Below are 14,883 nucleotides of genomic sequence, written 5' to 3' on the forward strand. Positions count from 1 at the left end.
GGGCCCGGCCTCCGTGCGGAGCGGCCGGGCCCTCGGCATGCCCGCGGCTCAGCTCCTGGACGCGAGCAGCAGGGCCACGTCGTCCACCCGGTGGTCGGAGTGCCGGGCCTCGCGCAGCAGTTGGTCGGCCAGCCGGTCGAGACCGTCGGCCGGACTGTGGGCCAGGGCGCTGCGCAGCCGGTCCAGGCCCTGGTCGATCGGGGCGCCGGGCCGCTCCACCAGGCCGTCGGTGAACAGCGCGAGCACCGCCCCCGGCGCCAACTCCAGCTCCGTGCACGGGTACTCGGCCCCGGGATCGACCCCGAGCAGCGGGCCGCCGGGCAGCTCCAGCAGCTCGGTGCGGCCGTCCGGGTGCCGCAGCAGCGGCGGGACGTGCCCGGCCCGCACGGCCCTCGCCCGGCCGCTGGCCGGATCCAGCCGGAGCAGCAGACAGCTGGCCAGCAGCCCCGGGTCGAGCTCCAGCAGCAGCCGGTTGGTCCTGCTCAGCACCTCGCCGGGGGACTCGTCGGTGTCAACGAACGCCCGTACCGCACTGCGGAGTTGGCCCATCGTCGCAGCGGCCCCGACACTGTGCCCCTCGACGTCCCCGATCACCAGCGAGACGCACCCGCCGCCCGCGATCGCGTCGTACCAGTCACCGCCGATCTCCATCCCCCGGGTGCCCGGCAGGTAGCGCGCCGCCACCGCCAGACCCGGGACCTCCGGCAGCCGGTGCGGCAGCAGCGCCTGCTGCAGGCCGCGGGCCAGCGCGAACTCCGCGTCGTACAGCCGCGCCCGGTCCAGCGCCTGGGCGATCAGCCCGCCCAGGGCGGTCAGCACCGCGCGCTCCTCGCTGCCGAACACCCGGGACCGCTCGAAGCCCAGGATGCAGCTGCCCACCGGCAGCCCCGAGGCGACCAGTGGCAGGAAGGCCCAGGCCCCCATCTCGTCCTGCGCCAGACCCGGGTAGGCCGCCTGGAGCTCCCGGGCCGACTCGAAGAACACCGGCGCACCGCTGCTGAACACCTCCGCCCCCGGCACCCGGGCCCGCACCGGGATCCCCTCGAACGGCTCCAGGAACCCGTCCGGGTACCCCGACTGCGCGATCAGGTGCATCCGCCCGCCCCGGACCAGGTAGAGCGCCAGCTCCTGGCCGCCGAACCCGGGCAGGATCTGGTCGATCACGCAGTCGCAGACCTCCTTCACCGTCACCGCCTCGGTGAGCGCGCTGGCCAGCTGGAGCAGGTGGTACGTCGCCCCCAGACTGGCGGGGGTGGCCGGCGGGGCCTCGCGCGGCCCTGCTCCGGCCCCTGCTCCTGCTCCGGCTCTTGTTCCGGCCCTGGGCCGGGCAGCGGCGGGCACGCCCGGCCGCTCGGCCGGGGTGATCCGCACCGTCAGCCCGGACGGGTCCGGGTAGAGCGCGAAGGCCAGCCACTGGTCGGGCGGGCGCAGCGCCAGGAAGGCGGTCGGCTGCTGGGCCAGCATCGCGGCCCGGTAACGGTCCTCGTAGGCCGGCTCCGCCAGCCAGGGGAGCACGGACCAGGGATGACGGCCGATCAGTTCGTCCCGGCCGGTGCGCAGCAGCAGTTCGGCACTGCGGTTCAGGTAGCCGACCCGGCCGTCCGGATCGAGTGCCACCACCCCGTCGCGCAGCCGCTCCACCGCGGCGGCGGCCGGGTGCGACGGCTCCTCGGCGGAGACGGTCAGCGGCTGCTCGGGCGGTGCGGGCGGATCGTCGGCGAGCGCCGCCGCCAACCGGTTGGCCACCGTCCTGAGCTGCCGCCGGGCACTCGCCGACGGGGTGTACCCGGCCGGCCAGACCACCGCCAGGACACCGAGCGGGTGACCGTCGGCACTGACCGGAGTGCAGCCGAAGGCCTGCAGGTGCGGCAGGCCCAGCGCCACCCGGGGGTAGCGCCTCATGGTCTCCTCCGGGTCGGTGAGCAGCACCGTCCGCCCGGTCCGGAACGCCTCCGAGGCGGGCAGCGGAGCCGCCACCGACAGGTACCGGAACCCGCTCAGCAACTCCACCGGAATCCCGGCCACCGCACTCAGCACCAACCCCCGGCGGTCCGCCGAGGGCAGGTAGAGCACGCTTCCGTACGCCGAGGTCGTGCGGACCGCCCGCCGCAGCGCCTCGGCGAGGACGGCCTCGTCGGCCGGACCCTGGCGCATGTCCTCTCTGTACGCCGCACCACCAGGGGTGTCAAACCGGGGGGCGTCCGGGAGTCGCCCGGAAGGGCAGCGGCCCAGGGGCGCGAGGAACTGCGCGCTGCGGTAGGTGATGACCCGTGTACCGGGTACGGAGGTTCACTTGCAGGTGGCTGTCCGTACCCGGCACACGGGTCTCGTCCTTCCGATTCGCGCAGTTCCCCGCGCCCCTGGCCGCCCTCCGGGCGGCACGGGCGGCACCCGGGGTGACCGATCAGGGGTGTTCGGTGAGGGCCCGGGCGGTGGCGAGTTCGGTACGGGCGGCCTCCTCGACCTGGGCGAGGTAGGTGTAGGCGTCCGAGCCGATCGGGATCCGCACGGGCGCCTCCTCGGCGGCGACGATCCGCAGCACGCGCTCCGCGAAGTCGGCCGGCCGCCCGATCTCCGGCAGGTCCTCCATCTGCCGCATGGTGGCGAGCATCGGGTCCACCAGCTCCCGGTAGGCGTCGAGCCGGCGGGCGCTCTCGTTCACCGAGGTGCCGTAGTGGGTGGCGAAGCCGCCCGGTTCGACGGCGGTGACCCGGATGCCGAAGGCCGCGACCTCGGCGGCCAGGGTCTGCGTCATGCCTTCCAGCGCGTACTTGCCGGTGACGTACGCCCCCAGACCCGGCAGGCCCATCCGCCCGGCGATCGAGGAGACGTTGACGATGTGTCCGGAGCCCCGCTCCCGCATGCCGGGCAGCACCGCGCGGACCAGCCGCCACGGCCCGACCACCAGGGTCTCCAACTGGTCCCGCAGCTCCTGGTCGCCGACCTCCTCGACCGCGCCGAAGAGCCCGTAGCCGGCGTTGTTGACCAGCACGTCGATCCCGCCGAGGCGGTCCTCGGCGAGCGCCACCGCCCCCGTCACCTGGGCCTGGTCGCGGACGTCCAGGGCGGTGGTGAGCACCCGGTCCGGGTGGCGCTCCCTCAGCTCCTCCAGGGTGGCGGGCTTGCGGGCGGTGGCCAGGACGGTGTCGCCCGCCGCCGCGACCGCCTCGGCCAGCGCCAGGCCCAGGCCCGACGAACATCCGGTGATCAGCCAACGCCGTGCCATGGGCTCCCCCTACGAGTCTGCGGTGACGGCCCACGCTCCCAGATCCGGAGCCGGGCCGCTCCGCTTCCGTCCGCCCCGGCCGAGGCGAGCGGAAGCGCACCAGGGGCGCACGCTCCCGCCGCCGGATGCGCCCCCGGCACGAACGAGCACCAGCCGGCGCGCCCTCCTCACTCCGTCGCGGTGAACAGCTCCAGCGCCCTGTCCCGGACGTCCTCGGCCGGGTGGCGGCGCAGCGTCCGGAGCAGGTCCCGCCACTCGGCGGGCCAGCCGTGGCGCCGGCCGAAGACGGTGGTCAGGCCGAGCGCCTGGAGGCCGGAGCGGTAGCCGCCGCACGCGGCCAGCTGCCGGGCGAGGGCCGCCACCGCGGCCGGGTCCTCGGGCATGAGTGCGCTCCGCCGCCTCCGGGAGAGCGCGTCCGCGCACTGCAGGGCCAGCGCCGGACGTCCCGCGCAGGCCTCCTCCAGATCGGCCAACCTCCCTGCCAGCACGGCCGGCTCGTCCCTGAGGTCGACCAGGGAGAGCAGCAGCCGGACCCGCAGCGCGGGCTCCGGGCGGAGCAGCTCGGCCAGGGCCGTCACGGTCTCCCGCTGCCAGGGCCGCTCCGGCTGGGCGACGGAGGTGAGCAGCTCCCGCAGGCGCTGACGGGCCGGCAGGTCCCGGTCCTCCCCGGCGTCCGCGGTGTCCGCGGCGTCCGCGGTCCCACCGGGCAGGCCCGACGCCGCGTCCGCCGCGAGCAGCACGGTGACGGTGCGGTGCAGCACGCTGCCCGGCGCGGCCCCGCCCAGGGGGTGCGGCTGCCCGTTCCAGGCCAGTGAGACGGTGGCGCGGGCGGCGGCCCGCCAGGTGGCCCGCAGGGCCGGGTCGGCGACCAGGGCGGGGAGCAGACCGGCCACCTCGGGGGCGAAGCGGGCCCACTGGGGAAGGCTCTCCAGCCCGGCGACGGCGACCTCCGGCTCGGGGCTGCGGCAGACCCGGCCGACCAGGCCGGCGTACCGGACGCGGTGCGCCTCGGCGAGCTGCCACGGGCGTATCCGCACCAGGGCCTGCTGCGCCTGGGCGGGGCCGGAGGCGGCCCGTTCGAGCAGGTCCCAGACCTCCGGACGCTCCGTCAGCCGGGTCGCGGCCCCGATGGCGGCGGCCAGCGCGTCAGGGTGCTGACCGGGTGTCAGGGTGGCGGTGCGCAGCAGGGCGGCGGCCCGGGCCGGCGGCAGGTACGCGGTGGCCAGCCGGACGGCCTCCTTGCGGGTGGTCACCTTGCCGCCGGTGGTCAGCGGCGCCAGCTGCCGTTCGAGCTCCGCGGGGCGGACGTGGCGGGCGGCCCTGGCGGCGGAGTACATCGCCACCCGGGCCCGGTCCCCGTCCACCCGGGCGAGCAGTGGCGCCAGCGCCCCGGCCGGGTCGTCGGTCCAGGGCAGCGCGGCCAGCGCGGCCTCGGCGAGCACCACCTCGGCGGAGTCCAGGTGCTCCAGGGCCAGCAGCCGGCCGTGCACCGGAACGCCCCGGGCCGCGGTGAGGGCGGAGGCCCGGTGGTGGACGGGTTGGGTGGTGTCGGCCACCGTGCCGGCCGCGAGCCGGGCGGCGGCCTCCTGCTGACGGGGTGCCCAGCGCCGGGCGTCCCCCAGCGGTGGCAGCGGCGCCCGGGTGCCGCGCGGCAGGAAGCGGCCGTACGGCGGCGCGGCGGCCAGCAGCGGGTCGAGCAGGTCGGCCCGACGGGTGGTCAGCACCGCCAGCACCGGCGGCAGTACGGCGGCCGAGGGGTCGAGCCGGAGCAGGTGCTCCACCCGGTCGTCCCGGGTGGCCGGGGCGTCCAGCCAGTACCGGGCGGCGGTGCGGAAGGCGGCGTCGTCGGAGTGCTCCAGCGCGTCGGCCAGCAGGGCCTGGAGCTCGGGCATCCGGTGCGCCCGGCGGCCGAGCGATCCGGTCAGGGCGAACAGCAGCCGGTGGTGCGGGCCGGGGGCCTCGGCCAGCAGCCAGGGGCGCAGCGCGGTGAACACCTGGTGCTCCTGGCCCCGGCGCAGGGTGCGCTCCAGCGGGCCGAGGTCGGCGCCGCCGAAGTGTCCGGCGAGCTGCTGAAAGGTGGTCAGCGACCACTCCAGCAAGGGCGATCCGGCCTCGGTGGCGTTCTCCCGCAGGATCCCGACGGCCAGTCGGCGCAGGGCGTTCCTGGTCTGCTGGGAGCAGTCGCGGGCGGTGAGCGCGTCGGTGGTCAGCCGGCCCAGCGCGGCCGCGTCGGCCGGGGCGAAGAGCCGGGGGTGCAGCCCGGCCAGCGCGCCGAGCGCGGCGGACCGCACCGGGTCCTGCTCGTTGCGCAGCCGGTCGAGCAGCGGCAGCAGCCGGGCCAGGTCCGCGGGGTCGCCGGAGCCGCCCGCGTTGGTGATCAGCAGCGGCCAGGCATGGGACCGCTCCTCCGCCGACGGGCGTCGGGTGGCGGCCAGCAGCTCGGCGCCCACCTCCGCGGCGGGCAGCCGGGCGAGCACGGTCAGCACGGCGTACCGGCTCTGCCCGGCCGCCGCGCGCCGGTCGGCCTCGGCGCGGGCCCAGGCGTGGCGGTGCGCGCGCGGCAGCAGGTCGAGCTCGGTGAAGCGGGTGAGGTCCAGCCCCTTGGTGGCGGTCTCGAAGAAGGTGCCCCGGCGGCTCGGCGCGAGCTCGCGCAGCAGGGCGAGGTACAGCTCGGGCTGCTCGTACCAGCGGCGGCCGAGCTCGCCCAGCGACGGCGGGTCGGCCCGGACCAGCCGCCGCAGCAGCGAACGGGCCGGCCGGTGCACCAGCGGCCGTTCGGCCCGGGCCGGGTCGAGCAGCCAGCGGACCACCCGCTCGGCGTCCACCGCCACCAGCAGGCCGAGCCGCCCGGCCACCTGCCGGGGCAGCGCGCCCGGCCCGTACCGCTCCAGCAGGGTGAGCACCCGGGCCGGGTCGACGGGCAGCACGGCGGCCACCGCATCCGCCCGCCACTGCCACCAGGCGTCGCGCAACTGCTGGGTGCGATCCGCGAGTTCGAGCTCGGCGTGGTCCAGGAACAGGGCGGGGTGACGGCGGGCCAGCCGGGCCGGGCCGTTGCCCGCGTGGGCCAGCTCCGGCAGCAGCCGGGCGGCCGTCGCGGGGGAGCAGGCGGGCAGCAGCCGGGCCGCCTCGTCCTCCCCCCAGTACTCGCGCACCCGGTCCACCAGCCGGTCGGCCGCTCCGGTCCGCCGCCCGGCCAGCAGCGCCTCGGCCAGCCGGCCGCGCTCCACGGCGGCGGCCGACGGGTAGGCGTCCTCGACCGCCGCGTCCGGCACCAGGCCCTGCCGGACCGCGCGGAAGGCGTACCCGCGGACCACCGCGTCCCGGTCACCCAGCCACCCGGCCAGCCGGTCGCCCCGCCGGGTGGCCAGCGCGGCCAGCGCCGCGAGGCGCCGCTCGTACGGCCCGCGCGAGTCCAACTGGTCGATCAGTTTGGTGAGTTGGCGTTCGTCCAGGCCGCGGGCGAAGCGGGCCACGTACGGGTCCACCCGCGGCGCGGGGAGCGGGTCGACGGCGCGGAGCAGCTGATCGGCGATGCGGAACATGCGGCCGATTCTGCCCGGTCCGGCCCTGGCCGGGCCAACGGAAAAACCAGGGGCCGACGGGTGGGCCAGGGTGCCATCATGGCCGGTCAACCGGCCCGGTCGGCCGGGGGCGGAGCGAAACAGTGGAGACGAGCATGGTCAGCGGTACGGCATTGGCGGGGATCGCCCTGGTGGCGTTGGGGATGGCACTGACGCCCGGCCCCAACCTGGTCTACCTGGTGTCCCGTTCGGTGTTGCAGGGCCGCCGGGCCGGGCTGGTCTCGCTGGCCGGGGTCGGGCTCGGCTTCCTGGTGTACCTCGCGGCGGCCGTGGCCGGGATCGCCACCGTCTTCGCGCTGGTGCCCGGGATCTACCTGACCCTCAAGCTGCTCGGCGCCGGGTACCTGCTCTGGCTGGCCTGGCAGATGCTCCGGCCCGGTGGCCACTCACCCTTCGCCACCCGGGAGTTGACCCCGGACCGGCCGCGGAAGCTGTTCGCGATGGGCTTCGTCACCTGCCTGCTCAACCCCAAGATCGCCATCCTCTACGTCTCGCTGCTCCCGCAGTTCATCGACCCCGAACGCGGCGGAGTGGCCGTGCAGAGCTTCGCCCTCGGCCTGACCCAGATCCTGGTCTGCCTGGCCAGCGACGCGGCGTTCGTCGTCACCGCCGGCTCGGTCGCCGCCTTCCTCACCCGCCGCCCCACCTGGCAGCGCGTGCACCGCTACGCGATGGGCACCGCCCTCGCCGCCTTCGCCGTCCGGCTCGCCGCCGACCGCTCCCGCGCCGTGGTGGCCGCACCGTGAGGGGCCGCCGGACGGGGATCGACACGGTCACCCAGGAGAACATCCGGTACCTGCTGACCCTGGCGCCCGTCGAGGTCCGCTCTGGCGTCTGCGCCCGGTTGGGGATCGAACCGGGCGGCGTACTGGCGGGAGCGGTGCACCTGCACGGCGACGCCGAGCACCGGCCGCTGCTCTTCGCGGGGCTCGTGCCGTTGCTCCCTCGGGCCGCCGGCTGGTGGATGCTGCGGGAGGACATTCCGGAGGTCAACCGGCAACTGCTGAGCCACGGGTGGCTGCCGCCGGGCCTGGCCGCCGACGTCCGGGACGGGATGCCGTTCGGTCCGGGCACCGTCGGGTCGGTGCCGGTGCTTCCGGCCCGGTACGGGGTGTGGGCCCCGGCCCCCGCTCCGCTCGCTCCGGCCGACGAGCTGATCGCGCAGCTGAGGGCGGCCGTCGGGCCCAAGCGACTGCGTTCGGCCCGTAGTGCCGCAGGACAACTCCGCTACTCCGACTGGCCCTTGGTGGCCGAGGCGGATGCCGCCGAGCCGCTGCCCGGCTTCGCCCGGTGGGCGCTGGCCGAGCGGATCGACTGCCCGGCCGAGCTGCGGGCCGCCTTCGGCAGCCATCCCAAGTTCGAGCACCGGCTCCGGCAGGCCACCACGGCGGTGGAGTGCCGGGAACTGCTGGACCGGAGCGGGCTGGTCCGTGCCACGCTGCGCATCCTCGACCTGGGCCGGTGGGCCTTTCCGACCGCGCTGGCTCCGGTGGAGGAGGCCCTACGGCCCCTGGTGGCCCGTCACTTGGCCGACCGGCCGGAAGCGTGGGTCGTGCTGGCCCGGTTGCTGCCGACCTACCGCGGCACCGTGGGTGCCCTGCTGGCCGAGGCCGGAGCGGCCCGGCCGGGGGAGGAGGCGGTGCTCCCACCGGCCACCCCGCGCACAGCGGCCGGTGAGCGGGCCGCCGACCCCGCTGCCGCCCTGCGGACCGCATCCGCCCGTGCCGCCGCGGCCCCCGACAGCCCGTTGGCGGAGCACCGCCGGCGGATGGCCGAGCGCCGGGCGCGGGGCGAACTCCCCGGACCGTCCGGCAGCGGGACCACCGACCGGGAGGCCGCACCGCCGCCGGGGCGGGGTGGGTGGCTGGGGTGGTTGCGCGGGTCGCGCTGACGGTGAGCCGGTTGCGGTGCGGTGGCCGGGGCGGGCCCGTTCGGTCCGGCCCGCCCCGGCTGCCGTCCGGCCGCCTGGTGCCGTCGACCGGGGCGGTCCGCTCGGGTCGTTGACGGCCGGTCAGCTCGCCGTTGGCGGTGCGGTGCGGTGGACGCTGATCACCGCCGCCACGTCCGCCGGGAGGGCGGGCGGTGGGAGGTGGGCGCTGAGGGCGTCCAGGCGGCGGCGGACGGTGGTGGCCACGCCCTTGCCGAGGACGTAGCGGGTCGCGGTGGCGGCCGCCGGGGCGGCGTCCAGCAGGCGGTGGGCCGCCCGGCTGCGCAGGCCGGTGTTGCTCAACACCAGGTGTCGCAGCCGGTGTGCGGCTCCGGACAGGGCGGAGCCGATGGCGGTGGCGGCCGTCTCGTCCAGCCGGTTGTCCGGTGCGCCGAGGTGGGCGGCGGCGCGGACCCGGCCCAGGTCCAGCAGCTCCACCCCGGCCCCGGCCGCCGCCGTCACCAGCTCGGCGAGCGCGGTCGGCCCGATCCCCGAACTCGCGACCGAGAGCCGGGTGAGGCGACCGTAGGGGGCGGAGCGCAGGGCGGCGGTGAGTGCCCCGGTGCCCCGGTCGCCCAGCCCGGCCGCCGAGAGGTAGAGCTCACCCACCGCGCCGGCCGCCACCAGTCGCGCCACCTGCTCGGCACCTTCCGGCCCGAGCGGGTTGCCGCCCAGGTAGAGCCGCTCCAGCGGCGGCCGGTCGGTGGCCAGCAGGGCGTCCGTCAACTCGGCCAGCGCAGCCGGCGTCAGACCGGTCTGCACCAGGTCCAGCGTGCGCAACTCGCTTGCCGCGCGCACCAGATCGCCCGCCGCGTCGCCCAGCGGGTTGCGCTTGAGCCAGAGTGCCCGGACCGCCTGCGGGGAGGCGCGCAGCTGGTCGGCGATCCGGCAGGCCCCGCCGGTGGTGATGCCGTTGCAGCCCAGGTAGAGGGTGCTCACGTCGGCGACCAGGACCCGCGCGGTGACGGCGGCGGCGCCCTCGTCGCCCAGTCCGTCGGTGCCCAGCAGCAGGTGCCGCACCGGCCCGGGCGTACCGTCCGCGGCGCGCGGGCGGAGCGCCTCGGCGACCAACCGCGCACCGTCCGGCCCGAGTTGCTGCTTGCACAGGTCCAGTCGGCCGTCCGGCAGGGCGGTGCCGACCGGGAAGTCGATCCGTTCGGCGGCGGCCCGCCCGGCGCGCAGCCAGCCCAGCAGCGGACCGAGCTCCGGCTCCCGGCCCGCGGTCACCACGCCGCCTCCCGGTAGTCCTTGAGGAAGACGCCGGAGTACGGCTCCCCGGCCTCGCCGCGGACGATCGGGTGGTAGACCCGGGCCGCGCCGTCCACCACGTCGAGCGGGGTGCGGAAGCCGTGCCCGGCCATCCGGGCCTTCTTCGGGGCCGGGTTCTCGTCGGTGATCCAGCCGGTGTCCACCGCGCACATGTGCACGCCCTGCTCGGCGAGTTCGGCCGCGCTGGTGCGGGTGAGCATGTTGAGCGCGGCCTTGGCCATGTTGGTGTGCGGGTGGCCGCCGGTCTTGTTGCGGACCTCGAAGCGGCCCTCCACGGCGGTGACGTTGACCACGTACCGGTGCGGGTGCGGCGAGGCGAGCAGCAGCGGCAGCAGCCGGTCGCAGAGCAGTGCCGGGGCGAGGGAGTTGACCAGCTGGGTCTCCAGCACCTCGGCCGGGTCCAGCTCCCCGAGCCGGGCCGACCAGGAGTTGGCGGGCGCGGTGTCCGGCAGCAGTCCGGCCTCGTCCGCCTCCGGCAGCACCACGCCCGCCGACGGGCCGGCCGCCAGCTCGGCGGCCGGCCAGGCGGTGGTGAGCGCGGGCATCGGCCGGAAGCCGGGCGCCTGCCGCACCGGTGCCCCGGGCGGTAGTGCCTCGGTCTCCCCGGCGGCCAGCAGCGCGTACGCCTCGGGCGGGCGTCGCAGGGTCTGTGCGGCGTTGTTCACCAGGATGTCCAGCGGCCGCCCGTCCCGGCGCAACTCCTCGCACAGGCCCAGCACTTGGCGCGGGTCGCGCAGGTCGATGCCGACCACCGAGAGCCGGTCCAGCCAGTCCGCGCTGCCCTTGGCGGCCCGGAAGCGGCGCAGCGTGTCGTGCGGGAAACGGCTGGTGACGGTCAGTTCGACGCCGTCCCGCAGCATCATCAGGGCCAGCTGGAAGCCGATCTTCACCCGGCCGCCGGTGAGCAGCGCGCGGCGCCCCCGCAGGTCAGTGCCCAGGGCACGGAAGGCGGTGTTGTCGGCGGCGCAGTCCGGGCAGAGCAGGTGGTAGAAGCCGTCCAGCTGCCGGTAGGCGGTCTTGCAGACGTAGCAGTGCCGGGCCCGGTGCAGCCGCCCGGCGGGCGCGGGCGCCCGCTCCGGCAGCGGCGCGTCCTCACGGCGGGTCAGGCCGCCGGTGGCGGTGGCGGAGGTCAGCACGGCGTCGGCGGCCGTGCGGGCCCGGCGGCGGAGCTTGCGGCTCTCCCGGAGGAAGGAGTCGCTGTTGCGCTCGGCCCGGAGCCGTACCGGGTGGTCCACGGGCAGGCGCCGCAGGCGGCCCAGGGTCCGCTCGAAGTCGGCGAGCTCCCGCTCCGTCACCTCGTCCTGCTGCACTGCCCCTCGCCCCTCCGTGAACCCGTCCGGTCCCGGTCGGATTCGAACCGACGTGATCCTGCATGCCATGCAGGTGCGCCTGCCTCTGCGCTACGGGACCGTCCGGGCCGCCCGGTGACCGGATTCGAACCGGCGTGTCTGCCTGAGCAAGGCATGCGCCTGCCTCTGCGCTACGCCCGGACGGTTCGCACATGCTAGCGGGTCGGTGCGCACGGGATCATCCGAATACGCGCGGTGGGTGCGGGCACGGACGGAACCCGCGCGGTGCTCTTGACCTAGAGTGCACTCCAAGGGGCAGGGTGGGCCTCCGGACGATCGGCCACACCGGAGGAGTGAAGAAGCATGCGCAACACCACCCTGGGCACCGGCGGTCCCGAGGTCGGCGTGATCGGGCTCGGGTGCATGGGCATGACCTGGGCGTACGACCCGAACGGACGGGACGACGCGACCTCGGTACGGGTGCTGCGCGAGGCACTGGACCTGGGCGTGACCCTGATCGACACGGCGGACGTCTACGGGCCGTTCGACAACGAGGAACTGGTCGGCAAGGGCCTGGCCGGGGAGTACCGCGAGCGGGCCGTGCTGGCCACCAAGGTCGGCCTGGTGACGGGCCTCGGCGGGGCCCGGGTCGGCAACGACGGACGCCCCGAGCACGTCCGCGCCTCCATCGACGACAGCCTGCGCCGCCTCGGCACCGACTACGTCGACCTCTACCAGCTGCACCGGGTCGACCCGGCCGTCCCGGTCGAGGAGACCTGGGGCGCGATGGCCGAGCAGGTCGCGGCCGGCAAGGTGCGGCGGCTCGGCCTCTCCGAGGTGACGGTGGAGCAGATCCGGCGCGCCCGGGCCGTCCACCCGGTCGCCTCCGTGCAGTCCGAGCTCTCGCTCTGGACCCGGGACGCGCTGGCCGAGGTGCTCCCGTACACCGAGGCCAACGGCATCGCCTTCCTGCCCTTCTCCCCGCTCGGCCGCGGCTTCCTGGCCGGCCGCTTCGGCACCGCCGCCGACCTCCCCGCCGACGACTGGCGCTCCACCCTCCCGCGCTTCCAGGCCGACGCCCTGGCCGCCAACCAGGCCCTGGTGGACACCGTCCGCCGGATCGCCGACGCGCACGGCGCCACCCCGGCCCAGGTCGCCCTCGCCTGGGTGGTCGCCCAGGGCAGCCTGGTCATCCCGATCCCCGGCACCAAGACCCCCAAGTACCTGGCCGACAACGCCGGTTCGGCCGACCTCGTGCTCACCGCCGAGGACCTCGCCGAGCTCGACGCCCTCCCGGCCCCGGTCGGCGACCGCTACTGACGCGCGCTCAGGCCGGGCCGCCCCCGCCGTCGCGCGGGGACGGCCCGGCTTGCCGTTCCTCCGGTCCACGCGCTTGCATGTGCGAATGCCCTCACCCGTCCTGTACCTGTTCGGCACCGCCGCCTTCCCCGTGCTCGGCGTACGCTCCGTCATCGAGCAGGCCCAGGCCCGCGGCTGGGACGTCTGCCTCGGCCTGACCCCGACCGCCGCCGACTGGCTCGGGCCCGAGATCCCGGCCCTCACCGAGCTCACCGGCCACCTGGTGAAGAGCCGCTACCGCCGCCCCGGCGAACCCGACCTGCTGCCCCCGCCGGACGCCGTCCTGTTCGGCCCGGCCACCTTCAACTCGCTCAACTCCCTCGCCCTGGGCCTCACTTCCTCCTGGGTCGTCGGCTACACCGCCGAGGCCTTCGGCAAGGGCCTCCCGGTCGTCGTCCTGCCCTGCGTGAACGACGCCCTGGCCGCCCACCCGCAGTACCCCCGCAGCCTCGCCACCCTCCGCTCGGCCGGCGCCCGGGTCCTCACCTCCGGGCCGGACCTGCCATGGTCCGAGGCCCTGGATGCGGTCGGTGGCCCGTAGCGGGCCGGTTCTCTCATATGCTCTCGGGGGAACAACATCCACATCACGAGGAGCAGAGCAATGAGCGAGAACGACCTCAAGAACGTCTACTTCGACGTCACCGCCGACGGCGAGGACCTGGGCCGCATCGTCTTCAAGCTGTACGACGACGTCGTCCCGAAGACCGCGAAGAACTTCCGCGAGCTGGCGACCGGTCAGCACGGCTTCGGCTACAAGGAGTCCACCTTCCACCGGGTCATCCCGGCCTTCATGCTCCAGGGCGGCGACTTCACCCGGGGCGACGGCACCGGCGGCAAGAGCATCTACGGCGAGAAGTTCGCGGACGAGAACTTCACCAAGACGCACGACCGCCCGGGCCTGCTCTCGATGGCCAACGCCGGCCGCAACACCAACGGCTCGCAGTTCTTCGTCACCACCATCGTGACCGACTGGCTCGACGGCAAGCACGTCGTCTTCGGCGAGGTCGTCGAGGGCATGGACGTCGTCAAGGCGATCGAGGGCTTCGGCAGCCAGTCCGGCCGCACCTCCAAGAAGATCGTCATCAAGGACTCCGGCACCGTCTGAGTCCCCTGACACCCCCGCCCCGGGGCCGCGCACCCGCACGGCCCCGGGAGGGGAGTCACCTGCCTTCCCGGCCGCCCTGGCCTTCCCGGACAAACCGATGGCGCGCCGACTGCCCGGCCCCCTACCGTCCCGGGCATGACCAGGACCACGCCGCCCCGACCGGTCTCCGCGGAGGCCCTCTTCCCGGAGCTGGCCCCCTACCGGGGCCGGGTCACCCGGCTGCACCCGAGACCCGGCCGCCCCGGCCGGCACGACAGCCACATCGGCGGCCCGCTGCTCTGGCCGGGCGACGAACCGTGGCCGCCCTGCCGCGAGCCGCACCAGCCCGAGACCGAGGGGTACGCACCGGAGGACATCCGCCGTACCCGGGCGGACGGCAGCCACCCGGCCGGCCGGCCGTGGCCCTCGGACGACGGGCCCGGCCCGGTACCGTTCCTGGCGTTGGCCCAGCTCTTCCGCCGCGACATCCCGGGGCTCGCCCCCGGGCCGGACGGCGCCGACCTGGTGCAGCTGTTCCGCTGCCCCCGGACCCACGGCCCGTACCTGGAGCGCCGCTACCACCTGGAGTGGCGGTCGGCCGCCCGCACCGAGCGGGCCGGACGCTTCCGCGTCGATCCACCCGTGGCGCCCCTGCTCCGCTGGGAGCACGAACTCCCCGAACCGTGCGTGCTGCATCCGGAAGAGGTGGACACCTACCCCTGGGCCGAGGACGACACGCTGCCGGCCGAGCTGATCGCGCGCATCGACGCCTGGGAGGACGCCCAGCGGGCGGAGCGCGGTCCCGACGCCCTCGACTACCAGTGCGACCTCTCGATCCCGCCCGGTTGGCGGGTCGGCGGCTTCCCCAGCTGGGCGTCGACCGGCCCGATGGCCGTCGACTGCGCGTCCTGTGCCACCCCGATGCGGCTGCTGCTGACGGCCGAGGGAGGTGAGTACGACGGTGGCTCGCACAGCTGGGTGCCACTGGAGGACCGTGACCCGGACCGTACCGGGAAGGAGTCGGTCCGGTTCGGGCTGTCCGCGGCCACCCCCACCCGGCTCCGCTTCGGCCGCGACCGGGACCTCCACGTCCTCACCTGCCCCGCCGACCTGGGGCACCCGCCGCGCTGGGTGCTCTCCTGAGC

General features: G+C 75.8%; 11 protein-coding genes and 2 tRNA genes. 6 read left to right on the forward strand and 7 right to left on the reverse strand.

From position 1 onward, the window contains the following. Positions 1–48 precede the first annotated feature (48 nt). The 3 genes from ACIA8O_RS18785 to ACIA8O_RS18795 all read right to left on the reverse strand — a co-directional run bounded on the left by ACIA8O_RS18785 (position 49) and on the right by ACIA8O_RS18795 (position 6,771). Entirely contained in the window at positions 49–2,154 is a 2,106-nt protein-coding gene (locus ACIA8O_RS18785; protein WP_396294994.1) for a SpoIIE family protein phosphatase, read from the reverse strand. A gap of 250 nt (positions 2,155–2,404) precedes the next feature. Continuing rightward, positions 2,405–3,226, reverse strand: coding sequence for an SDR family oxidoreductase (locus tag ACIA8O_RS18790; protein ID WP_396294995.1), 822 nt, complete (start codon positions 3,224–3,226; stop codon positions 2,405–2,407). A 167-nt stretch (positions 3,227–3,393) separates the two neighbouring features. Continuing rightward, a complete protein-coding gene (locus tag ACIA8O_RS18795) occupies positions 3,394–6,771 on the reverse strand; it encodes a hypothetical protein (RefSeq protein ID WP_396294996.1) in 3,378 nt (1,125 codons plus the stop codon). A 134-nt stretch (positions 6,772–6,905) separates the two neighbouring features. Between ACIA8O_RS18795 and ACIA8O_RS18800 the strand changes: the two genes are divergently transcribed. Both ACIA8O_RS18800 and ACIA8O_RS18805 read left to right on the forward strand, forming a co-directional pair. After that, positions 6,906–7,556: a LysE family translocator gene (locus ACIA8O_RS18800; RefSeq protein ID WP_396294997.1), complete on the forward strand. Its 651-nt coding sequence runs from the start codon at positions 6,906–6,908 to the stop codon at positions 7,554–7,556. After that, positions 7,553–8,701 (forward strand): hypothetical protein, encoded by a 1,149-nt coding sequence (locus ACIA8O_RS18805; RefSeq protein ID WP_396294998.1) that lies wholly within the window; start codon positions 7,553–7,555, stop codon positions 8,699–8,701. The genes ACIA8O_RS18800 and ACIA8O_RS18805 overlap by 4 nt, the downstream gene beginning before the upstream one ends. A gap of 120 nt (positions 8,702–8,821) precedes the next feature. Here the strand turns inward: ACIA8O_RS18805 and ACIA8O_RS18810 are convergent, their stop codons facing one another. From ACIA8O_RS18810 to ACIA8O_RS18825, 4 genes are all read right to left on the reverse strand, one after another. Further along, positions 8,822–9,967 (reverse strand): ribonuclease inhibitor, encoded by a 1,146-nt coding sequence (locus tag ACIA8O_RS18810; protein WP_396294999.1) that lies wholly within the window; start codon positions 9,965–9,967, stop codon positions 8,822–8,824. Next, positions 9,961–11,385 carry an SDR family oxidoreductase gene (locus ACIA8O_RS18815; protein ID WP_396295331.1) on the reverse strand — a complete coding sequence of 475 codons (1,425 nt, stop codon included), beginning with the start codon at positions 11,383–11,385 and terminating at the stop codon, positions 9,961–9,963. The genes ACIA8O_RS18810 and ACIA8O_RS18815 overlap by 7 nt, the downstream gene beginning before the upstream one ends. Next, positions 11,344–11,416 (reverse strand) — tRNA-Ala (locus tag ACIA8O_RS18820). Before ACIA8O_RS18820 ends, ACIA8O_RS18815 begins: the two co-directional genes overlap by 42 nt. Positions 11,417–11,424: 8 nt before the next feature. Then, positions 11,425–11,498, reverse strand: a tRNA-Ser gene (locus tag ACIA8O_RS18825). A gap of 160 nt (positions 11,499–11,658) precedes the next feature. Between ACIA8O_RS18825 and ACIA8O_RS18830 the strand changes: the two genes are divergently transcribed. The 4 genes from ACIA8O_RS18830 (at position 11,659) to ACIA8O_RS18845 (ending at position 14,881) form a co-directional block, all read left to right on the forward strand. Further along, complete coding sequence (locus ACIA8O_RS18830; protein WP_396295000.1) at positions 11,659–12,615, forward strand: aldo/keto reductase; 957 nt, start codon at positions 11,659–11,661, stop codon at positions 12,613–12,615. Between the two features lie 85 nt (positions 12,616–12,700). Then, on the forward strand, positions 12,701–13,195 hold the full coding sequence (locus ACIA8O_RS18835) for a flavoprotein (RefSeq protein ID WP_396295001.1): 495 nt from the start codon (positions 12,701–12,703) through the stop codon (positions 13,193–13,195). A 60-nt stretch (positions 13,196–13,255) separates the two neighbouring features. After that, positions 13,256–13,759: a peptidylprolyl isomerase gene (locus ACIA8O_RS18840; RefSeq protein WP_396295002.1), complete on the forward strand. Its 504-nt coding sequence runs from the start codon at positions 13,256–13,258 to the stop codon at positions 13,757–13,759. Between the two features lie 135 nt (positions 13,760–13,894). Next, positions 13,895–14,881, forward strand: a complete 987-nt coding sequence (locus ACIA8O_RS18845) for a hypothetical protein (RefSeq protein WP_396295003.1) — start codon at positions 13,895–13,897, stop codon at positions 14,879–14,881. The last annotated feature ends 2 nt before the right edge of the window (positions 14,882–14,883 follow it).

The sequence above is a fragment of the Kitasatospora sp. NPDC051853 genome (genome assembly GCF_044452665.1).
Taxonomy (GTDB): domain Bacteria; phylum Actinomycetota; class Actinomycetes; order Streptomycetales; family Streptomycetaceae; genus Kitasatospora.

Bases quoted from the DNA above. Each gene is read 5' to 3' on its own strand.
- ACIA8O_RS18785 (WP_396294994.1), bottom strand. From the start codon at position 2,154: ATGCGCCAGGGTCCGGCCGACGAGGCCGTCCTCGCCGAGGCGCTGCGG.
- ACIA8O_RS18790 (WP_396294995.1), bottom strand. From the start codon at position 3,226: ATGGCACGGCGTTGGCTGATCACCGGATGTTCGTCGGGCCTGGGCCTG.
- ACIA8O_RS18795 (WP_396294996.1), bottom strand. From the start codon at position 6,771: ATGTTCCGCATCGCCGATCAGCTGCTCCGCGCCGTCGACCCGCTCCCC.
- ACIA8O_RS18800 (WP_396294997.1), top strand. From the start codon at position 6,906: ATGGTCAGCGGTACGGCATTGGCGGGGATCGCCCTGGTGGCGTTGGGG.
- ACIA8O_RS18815 (WP_396295331.1), bottom strand. From the start codon at position 11,385: ATGGCATGCAGGATCACGTCGGTTCGAATCCGACCGGGACCGGACGGG.
- ACIA8O_RS18830 (WP_396295000.1), top strand. From the start codon at position 11,659: ATGCGCAACACCACCCTGGGCACCGGCGGTCCCGAGGTCGGCGTGATC.
- ACIA8O_RS18835 (WP_396295001.1), top strand. From the start codon at position 12,701: ATGCCCTCACCCGTCCTGTACCTGTTCGGCACCGCCGCCTTCCCCGTG.
- ACIA8O_RS18840 (WP_396295002.1), top strand. From the start codon at position 13,256: ATGAGCGAGAACGACCTCAAGAACGTCTACTTCGACGTCACCGCCGAC.
- ACIA8O_RS18845 (WP_396295003.1), top strand. From the start codon at position 13,895: ATGACCAGGACCACGCCGCCCCGACCGGTCTCCGCGGAGGCCCTCTTC.